Consider the following 13,905-nt stretch of genomic DNA (forward strand, 5'->3'; position numbering starts at 1 on the left):
GGACCGTGCGGCAGGACCGTGCGGTCGGACCCGTGCGAACAGACCGTGCGGTCGGACCCGTGCGGACAGAGCGCGCGGACAGCCCCGAAGAGACAGACCGCGCGGACAAGACCTGTCCGGGACGGCGGGAAAATCGCCGGCGCGGGCCCCGCGCGGAAGAAATCGGGCTCGTCGCCGGTTGCCGCACGTGTGATCGACGTACCGTTGTCTGTCCTTGACCTCGCCCCGGTCGCCGCCGGCACCACCGCCGGCGCGGCCCTGCGGCACACCACCGAACTCGCCCGGCGCACCGAGGAACTCGGCTATCACCGGTTCTGGGTGGCCGAACACCACAACATGCCGGCGATTGCCAGCTCCGCCCCGGCCGTGCTGATCGCGCACCTGGCGGCGACCACCTCGACCATCCGGGTCGGGTCCGGCGGGGTGATGCTGCCCAACCACGCGCCGCTGGTGGTGGCCGAGCAGTTCGGCACGCTGGAGGCGCTGCACCCGGGCCGGATCGACCTGGGCATCGGTCGGGCGCCCGGCACCGACCAGCCGACCGCGCTGGCCCTGCGCCGCGCCATGGCAGGGCTCTCCGCCGAGAACTTCCCGGAGGAGCTGGACGACCTGGTCAACTACTTCACCGGGGAGCGGCCGGGCCCGATCACCGCCACCCCGGGCCAGGGCGACCGGCCGGCGATCTGGCTGCTCGGCTCCAGCGGGTTCAGCGCCCGGCTCGCCGGGCTGCTCGGTCTGCCGTTCTCCTTCGCGCACCACTTCAGCGCGGCGAACACCCTGCCGGCGCTGGCTCTCTATCGGCAGAGCTTCCGCCCGTCGCGCTGGCTGGACCGGCCGTACGCGATGGTGGCGGTCAACGCGGTCTGCGCCGAGGACGACGAACGGGCGGAGTGGCTCTCCGGCCCGGCCTCGCTCTCCTTCCTGCGGCTGCGTACCGGCCGACCGGCGCCGCTGGCCACCCCGGAGGAGGCGGCGGCGTACCCGTACACCGAGCTGGAGCGGCAGTTCGTGCGCGAACGGCGGGAGGGGCAGGCGCTCGGCTCGCCGGAGACGGTACGCCGGCAGCTCACCGACCTGGTGGCCCGGACCGAGGCCGACGAGCTGATGATCACCACGCTGGTCTACGACATCGCCGACCGGGTGCACTCGTACGAGCTGATCGCGGAGAAGGTCGCCGGCGGGCTCCGCAGGCAGGGCTGACCGTGGGCATGGCGGGGTCGGTCGTGATCTCCGTGGCGGCGTCGGTCGCGGCGGTGGTCGTGACCGGCGTCACGCCGACCCGGAGGTCGCGAAACACACTCTTCACCGTGCTGTCATCGGCGCGCACCGGAAGCCGCCTAATGTTCTTACCGGTGGTGGTTCGACAAGCGCGATCGGGACGGGTCGCGTGATGTCGCGGTGTGTGCCGCACCGGCACGCGGGGAGATGAGCGACCCTGCGGGCCGGTGCGGCTTCGCGTTTCCGGATCCTGCCGTTTCCGGGACCCCCTGTCGTTCCCGATCCTGCCGTTTCCGGACCCTACGGTTTCCGGACCTTACGGTTTCCCGATCCTGCCGTTTCCCGATCCTGCCGTTCCCGATCCTGATCGGGGCTACCGCAGGTAGATCGACGGGGCCGGCGGGGTGGACATGCCGTTGCCGATGAAGAAGCTCGGATGCGGCGGCTGGTTGTAGGCGGTGTTCTGCCAGGCGATCGCCACCCGGTACATCGGGTCGTGCATCAGGGTGTGTATCCGGGTGCTGGTCTGGGTCGGGGTGCTGTAGATCCGCAGCGCGCTGTTGTCGCTGGTCCGCCAGATCACCTCCTCGCGCCAGTCGCCGAGGATGTCCGCCGAGAGCGCCGGGGTGGCCTTGGTGCCGTTGTTCGACGCCACCCCGCTGCCGGTGAGCAGCCGGGTCTCCCCGCCGGTGCCGTACTTGTCGATCCGGGTCTGGTCGAGCAGTTCCCGTACCGGGTCGCCGTCCCACCAGACCAGGAAGTTGATCGACGACGGCTTACGCCCGATGTTCGATCCGCTCGGGCTGCGCAGCCCGTCGACCGCCGCCGACCAGGACTCCGCCCCGGCACTGCCGGCGTAGATGTCCCCGGCCACGCCCCGGCCGTTGTCCCCGGCCGCCGCCGTCGACCAGTAGATCTGCCCGGTACGCGCGTTGGCGAACCAGGACGACGGGCTGGACGAGTTCTCGCTGACCTTGAAGTACTCCAGTCCGGACCGGCTCGGGTCGAGGTCGCCGAGGTGGGCCGCGTCGCCGTGCCCGTGCCCGGTGTTCCACAGTGCCGAGCCGTTGTCGTCGATCGCCATGGCGCCGTACAGGATCTCGTCCCGGCCGTCGGCGTCCACGTCGCCGACGGTCAGCGCGTGGTTGCCCTGGCCCGCGTACTGCGAGCCGGCCGAGTTGGAGTCGAAGGTCCAGCGCCGGGTCAGCGAGCCGTTGCGGAAGTCCCAGGCGACGACGACGCTCCGGGTGTAGTAGCCGCGCGCCATGATCAGCGAGGGTCGCTGCCCGTCCAGGTACGCCGTACCGGCGAGGAACCGGTCCACCCGGTTGCCGTAGTTGTCGCCCCAGGACGAGACCGTGCCCCGGGCCGGTACGTAGTCGACTGTGGACAACACGGCTCCGGTCCGTCCGTCGAACATGGTCAGGAACTCCGGCCCGGCCAGCACATAGCCGCTGGAGTTGCGGTGGTCCGCCGAGGAGGAGCCGATCAACTGGCCGGTGCCGGAGCGGCTGCCGTCGGCGGTCTTCATCGCCACCTCGGCGCGGCCGTCGCCGTCGTAGTCGTACACCTGGAACTGGGTGTAGTGCGCGCCGGCCCGGATGTTGCGACCCAGGTCGATCCGCCACAGCCTGGTCCCGGTCAGGGTGTACGCGTCGACGTAGACGTTGCCGGTGTAGCCGGACTGCGAGTTGTCCTTGGCGTTGCTCGGATCCCACTTGAGCACGATCTCGTACCGGCCGTCGCCGTCCAGATCGCCGACCGAGGCGTCGTTCGCCGCGTAGGTGTACGCCTCCCCCGAGGGTGTCGTGCCGCCGGGCGGCACCTGGAGCCGTACGTCGAGATAGCCGCTGCCGAACTGGAGAGCCGGCGCCGAGGCCGCCTGTTCGGTCCCGTTCACCACCGCCCGCACCGTGTACGCCGACCCGGCGGCGGCGCCCGAGTCGAGGTAGTTGGTGGCGCCGGTGATCGGCGACGAGTTGACCCGGGTCGAGCCCCGGTAGAGGTTGAACGACACCCCGGAGGTCTCGGTGCCGAGCAGCCGCCAGGAGACCAGGTTGGCGCTGCCGGAGCGGACGCTGACCAGGCCCCGGTCGAGGTTCTCGACCTGCTTCGCCCCGGCCGGCGGGTTGGTCGGCGGCGAGGTGGTCACCGGTGGGGTGGGTGGCGCGGTGGTGGCCGGGGGTGTGCCGGTCGGCGGTCCGCCCGGCGTGGTCGCGGTCGGGCCCACCGAGCCGGTGCAGGTGGTGCCGTTCATCGCGAAACTCGTCGGGACCGGGTTGCCGGAGGTCCACGATCCGTTGAAGCCGAACGCGACGCTGGCGTTGGTGGCAAGCGTGCCGTTGTAGCTGACGTTGCTGGCCGTCACCTGGCTGCCGCTCTGGCTGACGGTGGCGTTCCATGCCTGGGTGACCTGCTGGCCGGCGCCGTACGCCCAGGTCAGGCTCCAACTCGTGACCGGGTCACCGAGGTTGGTGAGGCTGACGCTGGCGCCGAAGCCGCCCTGCCATTCGTTGGTCACCTGGTAGTCGACCCGGCAACCGGCGGCGGCGGCCGAGGCGACCACCGTGAAGGTGCCGGTCACGGCCAGCGCGGCGGCTGCGGTCGCGGCGAGCAGGGTATGGCGACGTCGTGAGAAGCGCATGATCAACTCCGTTGGGGACGGGAGCGCGGTACCGGGTCCCGACAGCCCGACCGGGGCTGGCGATGCCGTGCCGACCCTGCCCGGGGTCGGCCGGACCCGCACCGCAGGAGGGTGGCCGAAACGGAACAGTTCAACGGCAACCGACAACGGGGGTACGGCTTCCTGCGCACCTGGAATGCTAGGGCAACCGCTTTCCCAAGCACAACATCGATGACCCTCAGTTTAAAAGGTTTCAGCCCGGCGCCGAACTCGATGGTGACGGTCCGGGACGGTGGCTACGCTCGGCCGGTGCGACCGACCTCCACCCTGATCCGGCAGCTCGAACCCGACGACCTGGCCGCGGCCGACGAGTTGGGCCGGCTGGCGTTCGGCTCCGCCCCGTCCACCGCACCACCGCCCCGGGAACCCCGACCGGGCCACACCGGCTACGGCGCGTTCGACCCCGACGGCCGACTCGTCGGCAAGGCGGTCGACCTGCACCACGAGCAGTGGTGGGCCGGCCGCCGGGTGCCGGCGGCGGACGTCGCCGGGGTCGCGGTGCTACCCGAGGCGCGGGGCCGGGGCGTGGCCCTGGCGCTGCTCCGCGAACTGCTCGCAGGTGCCCGGGACCGGGGTGCCGCGATCAGCGCGCTCTACCCGACGGTGACCGGGCCGTACCGGCGGGCCGGCTGGGAGGTGGCCGGCGCTCTGCGCGCCGTCGACCTGCCGACCGTGGCGCTGCCCCGGCACCGGCCGGCAGCCGGGTTGACGGTCCGGCCCGGCGGTCCCGCCGACCTCGACGCGACCACCGACCTCTACGAGCGGATCGCCCGGCACCGCTGCGGCCTGCTCACCCGCCGGGGCGCGGCCTTCGACCCGGACCAGCCCCCGACGGCACTGCCGGACGGGGTGGACGGGCTCACCCTGGTCGAGCAGGACGGCCGACTGGTCGGGTACGCGAGCTGGCAGCGCGGTCGCGGCTACGACCAGGACGCCGTACTGACCGTCGAGGAGGCGCTGGCCAGCACGCCCGAGGCGGCCCGGGAGCTGATCGGCGTACTGGCGAGCTGGCAGAGCGTGACGCCGACCATCCGGCTCTGGCCGCTGGGCTCGGACGCGGTCGCCGCACACCTGCCGCTGGAGCAGGCTCGGCAGCACGAGCAGCGGCTCTGGATGCACCGACCCGTCGACGTCGTCCGGGCGGTACGCAGCCGGGGCTGGCCGGCACACGTACGCGGTAAGGTCGACTTCGCCCTCACCGACGAGCTGGCGCCGTGGAACTCCGGCAGTTGGCGGCTGGAGGTCGACGGCGGCACCGCCGAACTGCACCGGATCCCCCACGAGCCGGCCACCCACCTCTCGGTACGCGGCTTCGCGCTGCTCTACACCGGCGCCGCCAACGGCCACGCGGTCGCCGAGGCGGGGCTACTGCACTGCCCGGCGGGCAGCGACCCGGGTGCGCTCGACCTGCTCGGCGCCGGCCACCGGGCCGAACTGCTCGACTACTTCTGACCGCCCCTACTTCTGACCGCCCCGCGTGCACACTCCGCGCGGGCGCCTGCGCGGGTGCGGTCAGCTCCCGCTCGTGAGCATCGGGATCAGCACCAGCCCGCCGCAGCAGACCACGCCGACCACGCCGAGGGTGATCAGCATGATGCTGTAGTTCGACCACATGCCGAACTTCGTGATGTCCGTGCCCTGGCCGTCGTAGACCCGGTTTCGCCAGCCACCGAACCGGAACGACACCTGTTGGGCGGTGCCCGGATGCACCATCACCCTGGTCGTGATCATCGGAATGCCGAACAGGTCGGTGTACTTGACCTCGTGCTCCCCGGCCGGCACCGCGACGTGGAAGGTGCCCTCCGCCATGCCGGAGACCTCGCGCCCGTCGATCTTCAGCTTGCAGGTGCTCGGGGCGGGCACGATGTAGGGCCCCCGGTTGGCGGAGAGGATCAGGGCTCCCCAGCCCGCCGGCAGTGGGACCGGGTGCGGATAGGCCGCGAGCGCCATGCCGGGCGGTGGGACCGAGGGATATGCCATCGGTGCATACTGGCACAGCCGACGTACGGGCGTGCCCCGGGTCACCCGGGCACCGGCCCGGCTCCCCCGGGCTCCCGAAAGCGCAGGTTGGAGATCGTCGTGTCCCACCGGCCCGCCGGTCAGTCCTCCCGGAGCACCGCACAGCCACCGGCCGGCAGCCGCACGATGTCGACGTGTGCCCCGGTGAGGAGGTCCACTCCGGACACCGGGACGGCCTGCGGCGAGTCGGTGTGGTTGAGCAGGAACAGCCAGCTCGTCTCGGCGGTGGACCGGCGTACCGCCTCCACCCCGGCCGGCGCCGCCGGACAGGTCGGTGCCGCGCCGGCCGTCTCCGCGAGCCGGGCCAGCAGGTCGCGGTACGGGTCGTCGTCGAGCCGGGTGGAGAGATACCAGGCCACACCGTCGCCGTACCCGTGCCGGGTCAGCGCGGGCTGGCCGTCGAGGAGCCCGCCGAGGTAGCTGACCGACGGCGTCGCGCCGGTCAGGCGTACGGTCTCGGCCCAGAGTCGACCGGTGCTGCCGTCCGAGAGGGGTAGTCGGGTGGCCGGGTCGAGCGGATGGAACTCCTCCACCCGGATTCCGAGCAGGTCGCGCAGCGCTCCCGGATAGCCGCCGACCCGGACCCGGGCGTGTTCGTCGGCGATCCCGCTGAAGTAGCTGACCAGCAGATGGCCGCCGGCCGCCACGTAGTCGCGGATCCGCGACGCGTACCGGTCGGAGACCAGGTAGAGCGCCGGGAGCACCAGCAGGGCGTACCCGAAAAGGTCGTCGCCGTCGGTGACGAAGTCGACCGGGTGGCCGGCCCGGCCCAACGCGCGGTGTGCCGCCGACACCTCGGCGAGGTAGTCGAGCTGTGCCGAGGGCAGCACGGTGGCCTGCATCGCCCACCAACTGGACACGTCCCAGGCGACCGCCACCGACGCCCGTACCGTTCCGGCGTCCACTTCGGAGAGTCGGTCGAGCAGGGCGCCGAGCGACACCGCCTCGCGGAACGCCCGGCTGTCCGGGCCGGCGTGCGGCAGCAGTGCGGAGTGGAAGACCTCCGCACCGCCCCGGGAGGCCCGCCACTGGAAGAACATCGCGCCCCGGGAGCCCCGGGCGACGTGGGCCAGGCTGTGCCGGGTCATCCGGCCCGGCTCCTTGGCGTGCATCCGGCCGGGGGTGAGGATCAGGTTCGGCGCGCTCTCCATCAGTAGCCAGGCCGGGCCGCCTGACGTGTCCCGGTTGGTCGCTCCGCTGGCGGTCCGGCCGGCCCGTCCGGTCCGCTGCCCGTGCCTGGCCCAGGACCGGGCCAGGTCGGCGGCGAACCCGGTCTGTTCCTCGGCGCCCGGTCCGGCCTCCGCCGGGTAGTGGTCGATCGCCACCAGGTCCACCTCGGCGGACCACCGGGCGTGGTCCACCGGTACCCAGCCGCCGAGGACGTAGTTGGTGGTCACCGGTACGTCCGGGGTGGCGGCCCGGAGCAGGTCCCGCTGCTCGACGTACGCCTCCAGCAGCTCGTCGGAGACGAACCGGCGGAAGTCGAGTAGCTGGCTCGGGTTGCCGAGGTACCGGGTGGCCCGGGGCGGCCGGATCTGCTCCCAACCCGAGTAGTGCTGGCTCCAGAAGCTGCCGGTCCACGCCTCGTTCAGCCGGTCGAGGTCACCGTAGCGGGCCCGCAACCAGGACCGGAACGCGACGGCGACATGCTCGCAGTGGCAGGTGCTGCCGTACTCGTTGTGCACGTGCCAGAGGGCCAGCGCCGGATGGTCCCGGTAGCGGTCGGCGAGCGCGGCGGCGATCTCCCGGGCCGCCGTCCGGTACGCCGGGGCGCTGGCGCAGTAGGTGTCCCGGCTGCCGTGGCTGAGCCGCACCCCGTCGGCGGTGACCGGCAGCGCGTCCGGGTGCCGCAGCGAAAACCACGGTGGCGGGGAGGCGGTCGGGGTCGCCAGCGCCACCCGGATGCCGCCGTCGTGCAGCAGGTCGAGCACCCGGTCCAGCCAGTCGAAGTCGTACCGGCCGGGCTGCGGCTCCAGCCGGGACCAGGCGAAGACCCCGACGGTGACCAGGTTGACCCGGGCCCGCCGCATCAACTCGACGTCGGTCGGCCAGACCTCCGCCGGCCACTGCTCCGGGTTGTAGTCACCGCCGTAGCAGAGCCCGGGCAGACCCTTCGGCCAGCGCACCCCGCTCCGCCTCTCCCGGCATCCCGCAACCGTCGCCGTTGACCGTCGCCGTTGACCGTCGCCGTCGTGAGCCGCTGCCGTCGCCGACCTTTGTTTGGGATCACGCCAAAGTAGGCGGGGTGCATCCCCCTGTCAACGGCCTCGTCTCGACCACTCGGACCGACGACTGTGAGTCTGTTTCGATCAGAACGGCCGAGCTGGCGCGGCCGGCCGGACTCATCGACTGCCGTCGCGCCGTTGACAGTTTGTTGGGTTACCAAAGAAACTAAAGGGAGTCCATGTTCCGGCCGACACCGTCGGCGGTGCGCGTGACCCGCGTCCTGGGAGCCGAGGAGACCGCATGCCGTACCGCCCGCCCCTGGTGCCGCACGAGACGTTCGTCGCCGACCCGCCCGACCTACCTGTTCGGGCCCCGGGCGAACACGGACTCTCCGCGCTGTCCCGGGCCGAGGTGCTGGGCACGGACGACCAGGGCGTCACCCTCAAGGCGGCCACCTCGGACGGCGGCTCGCTCGCGGTCCGGATCACCGCCGCCGCCGAGGGCGTCATCCGGGTACGCCTCAGCGAGGACCCCCTGGCCCGGGGCCGGGCCAGCCGCGCGCTGCCCCTGGTGCACCCCCAACCGCACCACGCCGAGGTACGCGTCGACGGCGACCGGGTCCGCGTCGACGCCGGCGCGGTCGTCGCCGAGCTGAGCCTCGACCCGTGGCACCTGCGCTTCGTCGACCCGACCGGCGCGGTGCTGGTCAGCCAGAGCCGGGGCGAGCAGGACATCAGCGGTCGACTGCGTAGCCTGCCGTTCGGCCGGTCGCTGGTCGACGGCGCGGTCGCGGCCTACCACGAGAGCTTCGTGACCCCCGGCGACGAGCGGTTCGTCGGACTCGGCGAGAAGTTCACCCCGCTGGACAAGCGCGGTCAGCGGGCCCTGATGTGGAACTTCGACGCCTTCGGCAGCGAGTCGGACCGCTCGCACAAGAACATCCCGCTCTACCTCTCCGACCGGGGCTACGGGGTACTGGTCGACAGCGGCATGCCGGTCGAGTTCGACATGTGCCAGTCCACGCACAGCTGCGTGCAGATCCTGGTACCGGACGACCTGATCGACTACTACGTGATCGCCGGCCCGACCCCGGGGCAGATCCTGGACCGGTACGACCGGCTGACCAGCCGGCCGGCGCTGCCACCGAAGTGGGCGTTCGGCGCCTGGATCTCCTCCGGCTTCTTCCGGGACAGCCAACAGCGGGTGCTGGAGCGGGCGCGGCGGATCCGCGAGCGCGGCATCCCCTGCGACGTGCTGCACCTGGACTGCTACTGGCAGGTCGCCGGGGCCTGGTCGGACCTGCGCTGGGACGCCGAGCAGTTCCCCGACCCGGCCGGCATGCTGGCGGAGCTGGCCGGACAGGGCTTCAAGGTCAGCCTCTGGATGAACCCGTACGTGATGACCGGCAGCCCGCTGCACGCCGAGGCGGCCGAGGCCGGCTACTTCCTGCGCCGCTCCGACGGCTCGGTCTACGTCGCGGACACCTGGCACGGCAGCCATCCGGCCGGCGGGATCGTGGACTTCACCAACCCGGCCGCGGTCGACTGGTTCACCGGGCTGCTCCGGCCGCTGCTGGAGCAGGGCGTCGCCGTCTTCAAGACCGACTTCGCCGAGGGGGTGCCGGCGGACGCGGTGGCGCAGAACGGGATGACCGGCGTCGAGCTGCACAACGTCTACGCGCTGCTCTTCAACGACGTCGTCTCGAAGGTCACCCGCGAGGTGGCCGGGCACGGCACGGTCTGGGCCCGGTCGTCGTACCTGGGTGGGCAGCGGCACGCGGCACAGTGGAGCGGTGACGTGAACGCGACGTACCCGGCACTGGCCAGTACGCTGCGCGGCGGGCTGAGCCACGGACTCTCCGGGGTGCCGTTCTGGAGCCACGACAGCGGCGGATTCCACGGCACGCCAACGCCGGACCTCTACGTACGCTGGGCGCAGTTCGGGGCGTTCTCCCCGCTGGTCCGGTTCCACGGCACCACCAGCCGGCTGCCCTGGGACTTCCCGGCCGAGGCCGAGCGGCTCGTGGTCGAGGCGCTGCGGCTGCGCTACCGGCTGATGCCGTACCTCTACTCGGCGGCGGTGACGGCGGCCCGGACCGGTGCGCCGATGATGCGGGCTCTGCTGGTGGACTCCCCCGACGACCCGGCGGCCTGGACGGCGGAGCTGGAATACCGGTTCGGCCCGGACCTGCTGGTGGCGCCGATGACCAACCCGGAGAACCGGCGGCACCTCTATCTGCCGGCCGGCGACTGGGTCGACTTCTGGTCCGGTGAGGTGCACGCCGGTGGCCGGCACCTGCGGGTGCACCGGCCGTTGGGGCAGATCCCGCTCTTCGTCCGGTACGGCGCGCTGATCCCGGTGATGCCGCCGGCCGACCGGGTCGACGACGGAGCGTTCTCCGACGTCACCGTGCTGAGCTTCGGGGCCACCGACGCCAGCACGGTGGTGCACGACATCGACGGCGACACCACGATCCGGGCCAGCCGGTCGGGCGACGAGTTCCGGGTGGAGGCCGACGGACCGCTCCGGGTCAGCGGCGTCGCCCTCGCCCCGGTCGACGGTGCCCGGCTGCCCGGACGGCTACTGCTGGGCGGCACCGCGACGAGCGCGGTGCCGCTGGACGGACTACCCACCGTGCGGGGTTGAAGGTCGGGGCGGGGTGCCCAGGTGGGGGGCGCCCCGTCCCCCTTCAGGTGACCGCCGGTGCCGGCCCAGCGCGGCGACGACCCGAACGTGCGCAGGGTGACTGCCGGGGTCAGCGCCGGGCGGGCTGGCGCAGCACCGTGGACGCGACGGCGAAGGCGGCGACCAGCAGCCCGGCGGCGACCGCGAAGGCCAGCCGGAATCCGCCGGTCAGCGCGGCCGGCTGGCTCGCGCCGGCCGCCAGCAGTCCTTCGGTACGCCCGGCGGCGATCGTGGCGAGCACCGCGACCCCGACCGCCATCCCGAGTTGCTGGGTGGTGTTGAACAGCCCGGAGGCGAGCCCGGCGTCGTCGGCCCGCGCGCCGGACATGCCGAGGCTGGTCAGCGCCGGCAGGGCGAGGCCGAAGCCGGCGGTCAGCAGCATCACCGGCAGCAGGTCGGTGAGATAGTCGGCCCGCACCGGGACCCGGGCCAGCAGCCCGAGCACCCCGACCAGCAGTACCAGCCCGGCCAGCAGCATCTTCCGCTCGCCGAACCGGGCGTTGAGCCGGGCCGAGACGCCGAGCGACACCACGCCGATGGTGACCGCCGCCGGCAGCATCGCCAGCCCCGTCCCGGCGGCGCCGTAGCCGAGTACCTGCTGGAGGTAGAGCGCGACCAGTACCTGGAACGCGAAGCACGCCGCGACCATCAGCACCTGCACCAGGTTGGCTCCGGCGACGTTACGGGACCGGAGGATCCGCAGCGGCATCAGCGGGCTGGCGGTGGTGGCCTGCCGGGCGACGAAGGCGGCCAGCAGCAGTACGGCGAGCCCGCCGAAGCCCAGGGTGGCCGGCGAGGTCCAGCCGCGCGACTCGACGCTGACCACGGTGTGCAGGCCCAGCCCCAGCCCGGCGGTGACCAGCAGCGCGCCGAGGACGTCGGCCCCGGCCGCCCGGCCGAGTCCCCGGTCCGCCGGCAGTACGGGCCGGGCGATCGCCAGCGCCGCCAGCCCGATCGGCAGGTTGATGAAGAAGATCCACTGCCAACTGAGCAGGTCGGTGAGTACCCCGCCGAGCACCGAGCCGAGCGAGGCGCCGGCGGCGCCGGTGAAGCTGAACACCGCGATGGCCCGGGCCCGCTCCCCGGGTGCGACGAAGAGCGTCACCAGGATGCCCAGGGCGACCGCGGTCGCCGCCGCGCTACCGACGCCCTGGAGGAAGCGGGCGGCGATCAGCACCCCCGGAGAGCCGGCCACCCCGGCCAGCACCGACGCGCCGGTGAAGAGGGCCGTGCCGGCCAGGAACATCCGCTTGCGGCCGAACAGGTCACCGAGCCGGCCGGCGAGCAGCAGCAGGCTGCCGAAGGCGAGCAGGTAGGCGTTGACCACCCAGCTCAGGCCGGCGGCGGAGAAACCCAGGTCCCGCTGGATGGCCGGCATCGCCACGGTCACGATGCTGCCGTCGAGGATGGTCATCAACGTCCCCGAGGCGATCACTCCGAGGGCGAGCCACCGCCGCCGGGACTCGGGGCCGCCGGTGGCCGGCGGCTCGGCCGGCGCCGGGGCGGTGACCGTGGGGGTACGGGGAGCGGAAGTCTCGGACACGCTGTCCTCCTGTCAGGTAACACCGACAGGAGGGACCGTAGCAGATAGTTCCGTTGCAGACTATCTGTTTGGGATCTAGCTCTCGCGCTGACGGGCCCGGCGTACCGGCCCAGGAGTCTCGACCGACTCGGCCAGGTGACCGGTGGCCAGGCCCTCCATCACCCGCAGGAAGATCCCCCGGTCCCGCTCGCCGAGCGTCGCCAGCACCTCCGCGTGTACCCGGTCGACGATCGCCTGGCTCTGCCCGGCCACCCGGGCCCCCTCGGCGGTGACCGCGATGATCCTGGCCCGCCGGTCCGTGCTGGACGGCCGCCGCTGTGCCAGACCGGCCGCCTCCAGCGCGTCGACCGTGACCACCATGGTGGTCTTGTCCATGTCACCGATCTCGGCGAGCTGGGCCTGGGTCCGCTCCTCCCCCACGGCATGCACCAACACGCAGTGCATCCGGGCGGTCAGGCCGATCTCGGCCAGCGCCGCCGCGATCCGGGTACGCAGCACGTGGCTGGTGCGGTCCAGCAGGAAGGAGACGTCCGGGACGGTACGGGTCGGCGCCATGGCGGTCATGCCGACCAGCATACCAATCCGATCCGTTACGGATTATCTACTACCGGTAGTATTCGGGCGCTCGGGGCCGGTCGCTCCCCGGCTCGGCCCGGCGGTCAGCCCTTCACCGCGCCGATGATCACACCCTTGACGAAGTGCCGCTGCACGAACGGATAGACCAGGACGATCGGCGAGACCGTGACCACCACCACCGCCATCTTGATGGCCAGCGTCGGCGGCATCGAGACGCCGAGCGTGCCGGCGTTGTTCGGCGACTGGCCGGCCAGGATGAAACTCTGCAACACCCGCTGGATCGGGAACTTCGAGTTGTCGTCGATGTAGAGCAGGGCGTTGAACCAGACGTTCCAGTAGCCGACCGCGTAGAAGAGCCCGACCACCGCGATCACCGCCCGGGAGAGCGGCAGCACGATCCGGGCCAGGATCCGGAACTCGCCGGCGCCGTCGATCCGGGCGCTGTCCAGCAGCTCCGCCGGGATGTTCTGGAAGAACGCCCGCACCACCACCAGGTTGAAGACGCTGATCGCGGTGGGCAGTACCAGCGCCCAGATCTGGTCCTTCAGCCCGAGCCCGGTGACCACCAGATAGCTCGGCACCATGCCGGGATAGATCAGGAACGTCAGCAGGAAGTAGAAGAGCAGCCCCCGGTGCCCGACCGAACCGGGCCGGGACAGCCCGTACGCGGCCAGCACGGTCAGCACCAGGCTCACCGCCGTACCGGCCAGGGTGACCAGGGTGCTGATCCAGAGCGCCTGGGTGACCAGCCCACCCGAGAAGATCGCCCGGTACGCCGAGAAGTCGATCTCCCTCGGCACCATGACCAGCCCGCCCGCCTCGTTGATCGTCTCCCGGGACGCCAGGCTCGTCACCAGCACCACCCAGAGCGGGACCAGCACCGCCAGCACCACACCGGTGAGTACGCCGCCCCGGAAGACCTGACCGACCGCGCTCGGCTTCTCCTCCCAGGCCGGTCGCCGGCTCCGCCCCCGGCGCCGGTGTGGCGGAGCGGTCCGCAGAGGATCTGTCATAG

The 13,905-nt window shown here is 72.1% G+C and carries 9 protein-coding genes; 3 read left to right on the plus strand and 6 right to left on the minus strand.

Annotated features, from left to right (window positions below):
• Nucleotides 1–189: 189 nt before the first annotated feature.
• Nucleotides 190–1,200: an LLM class flavin-dependent oxidoreductase gene (locus tag Pma05_RS36905; RefSeq protein ID WP_203862166.1), complete on the plus strand. Its 1,011-nt coding sequence runs from the start codon at nt 190–192 to the stop codon at nt 1,198–1,200.
• 391 nt (nt 1,201–1,591) lie between these two features.
• Here Pma05_RS36905 and Pma05_RS36910 read toward each other — a convergent pair whose 3' ends face one another.
• Entirely contained in the window at nt 1,592–3,862 is a 2,271-nt protein-coding gene (locus Pma05_RS36910; RefSeq protein WP_203862167.1) for a rhamnogalacturonan lyase family protein, read from the minus strand.
• A gap of 288 nt (nt 3,863–4,150) precedes the next feature.
• On the opposite strand from Pma05_RS36910, the gene Pma05_RS36915 reads away from it, so the two are divergent.
• Nucleotides 4,151–5,353 carry a GNAT family N-acetyltransferase gene (locus tag Pma05_RS36915; protein WP_239313899.1) on the plus strand — a complete coding sequence of 401 codons (1,203 nt, stop codon included), beginning with the start codon at nt 4,151–4,153 and terminating at the stop codon, nt 5,351–5,353.
• A 60-nt stretch (nt 5,354–5,413) separates the two neighbouring features.
• Here the strand turns inward: Pma05_RS36915 and Pma05_RS36920 are convergent, their stop codons facing one another.
• Entirely contained in the window at nt 5,414–5,881 is a 468-nt protein-coding gene (locus Pma05_RS36920) for a hypothetical protein (RefSeq protein ID WP_203862168.1), read from the minus strand.
• A gap of 119 nt (nt 5,882–6,000) precedes the next feature.
• Nucleotides 6,001–8,046 carry a beta-galactosidase gene (locus Pma05_RS36925; RefSeq protein WP_203862169.1) on the minus strand — a complete coding sequence of 682 codons (2,046 nt, stop codon included), beginning with the start codon at nt 8,044–8,046 and terminating at the stop codon, nt 6,001–6,003.
• 340 nt (nt 8,047–8,386) lie between these two features.
• On the opposite strand from Pma05_RS36925, the gene Pma05_RS36930 reads away from it, so the two are divergent.
• Complete coding sequence (locus tag Pma05_RS36930; protein ID WP_203862170.1) at nt 8,387–10,732, plus strand: TIM-barrel domain-containing protein; 2,346 nt, start codon at nt 8,387–8,389, stop codon at nt 10,730–10,732.
• A gap of 109 nt (nt 10,733–10,841) precedes the next feature.
• Here Pma05_RS36930 and Pma05_RS36935 read toward each other — a convergent pair whose 3' ends face one another.
• The 3 genes from Pma05_RS36935 to Pma05_RS36945 form a co-directional block, all read right to left on the minus strand.
• Nucleotides 10,842–12,314, minus strand: a complete 1,473-nt coding sequence (locus tag Pma05_RS36935) for a DHA2 family efflux MFS transporter permease subunit (protein WP_239313901.1) — start codon at nt 12,312–12,314, stop codon at nt 10,842–10,844.
• A 75-nt stretch (nt 12,315–12,389) separates the two neighbouring features.
• Nucleotides 12,390–12,878, minus strand: a complete 489-nt coding sequence (locus Pma05_RS36940; protein ID WP_203862171.1) for a MarR family winged helix-turn-helix transcriptional regulator — start codon at nt 12,876–12,878, stop codon at nt 12,390–12,392.
• Between the two features lie 95 nt (nt 12,879–12,973).
• Nucleotides 12,974–13,903, minus strand: a complete 930-nt coding sequence (locus tag Pma05_RS36945; RefSeq protein WP_239313903.1) for a carbohydrate ABC transporter permease — start codon at nt 13,901–13,903, stop codon at nt 12,974–12,976.
• Nucleotides 13,904–13,905: the final 2 nt, after the last annotated feature.

This window comes from Plantactinospora mayteni, assembly GCF_016862935.1.
GTDB lineage: Bacteria > Actinomycetota > Actinomycetes > Mycobacteriales > Micromonosporaceae > Plantactinospora > Plantactinospora mayteni.

Coding starts and splice junctions, on each gene's coding strand:
- Pma05_RS36910 (WP_203862167.1), bottom strand. CDS start 3,862: ATGCGCTTCTCACGACGTCGCCATACCCTGCTCGCCGCGACCGCAGCC.
- Pma05_RS36920 (WP_203862168.1), bottom strand. CDS start 5,881: ATGGCATATCCCTCGGTCCCACCGCCCGGCATGGCGCTCGCGGCCTAT.
- Pma05_RS36930 (WP_203862170.1), top strand. CDS start 8,387: ATGCCGTACCGCCCGCCCCTGGTGCCGCACGAGACGTTCGTCGCCGAC.
- Pma05_RS36940 (WP_203862171.1), bottom strand. CDS start 12,878: ATGACCGCCATGGCGCCGACCCGTACCGTCCCGGACGTCTCCTTCCTG.
- Pma05_RS36945 (WP_239313903.1), bottom strand. CDS start 13,903: ATGACAGATCCTCTGCGGACCGCTCCGCCACACCGGCGCCGGGGGCGG.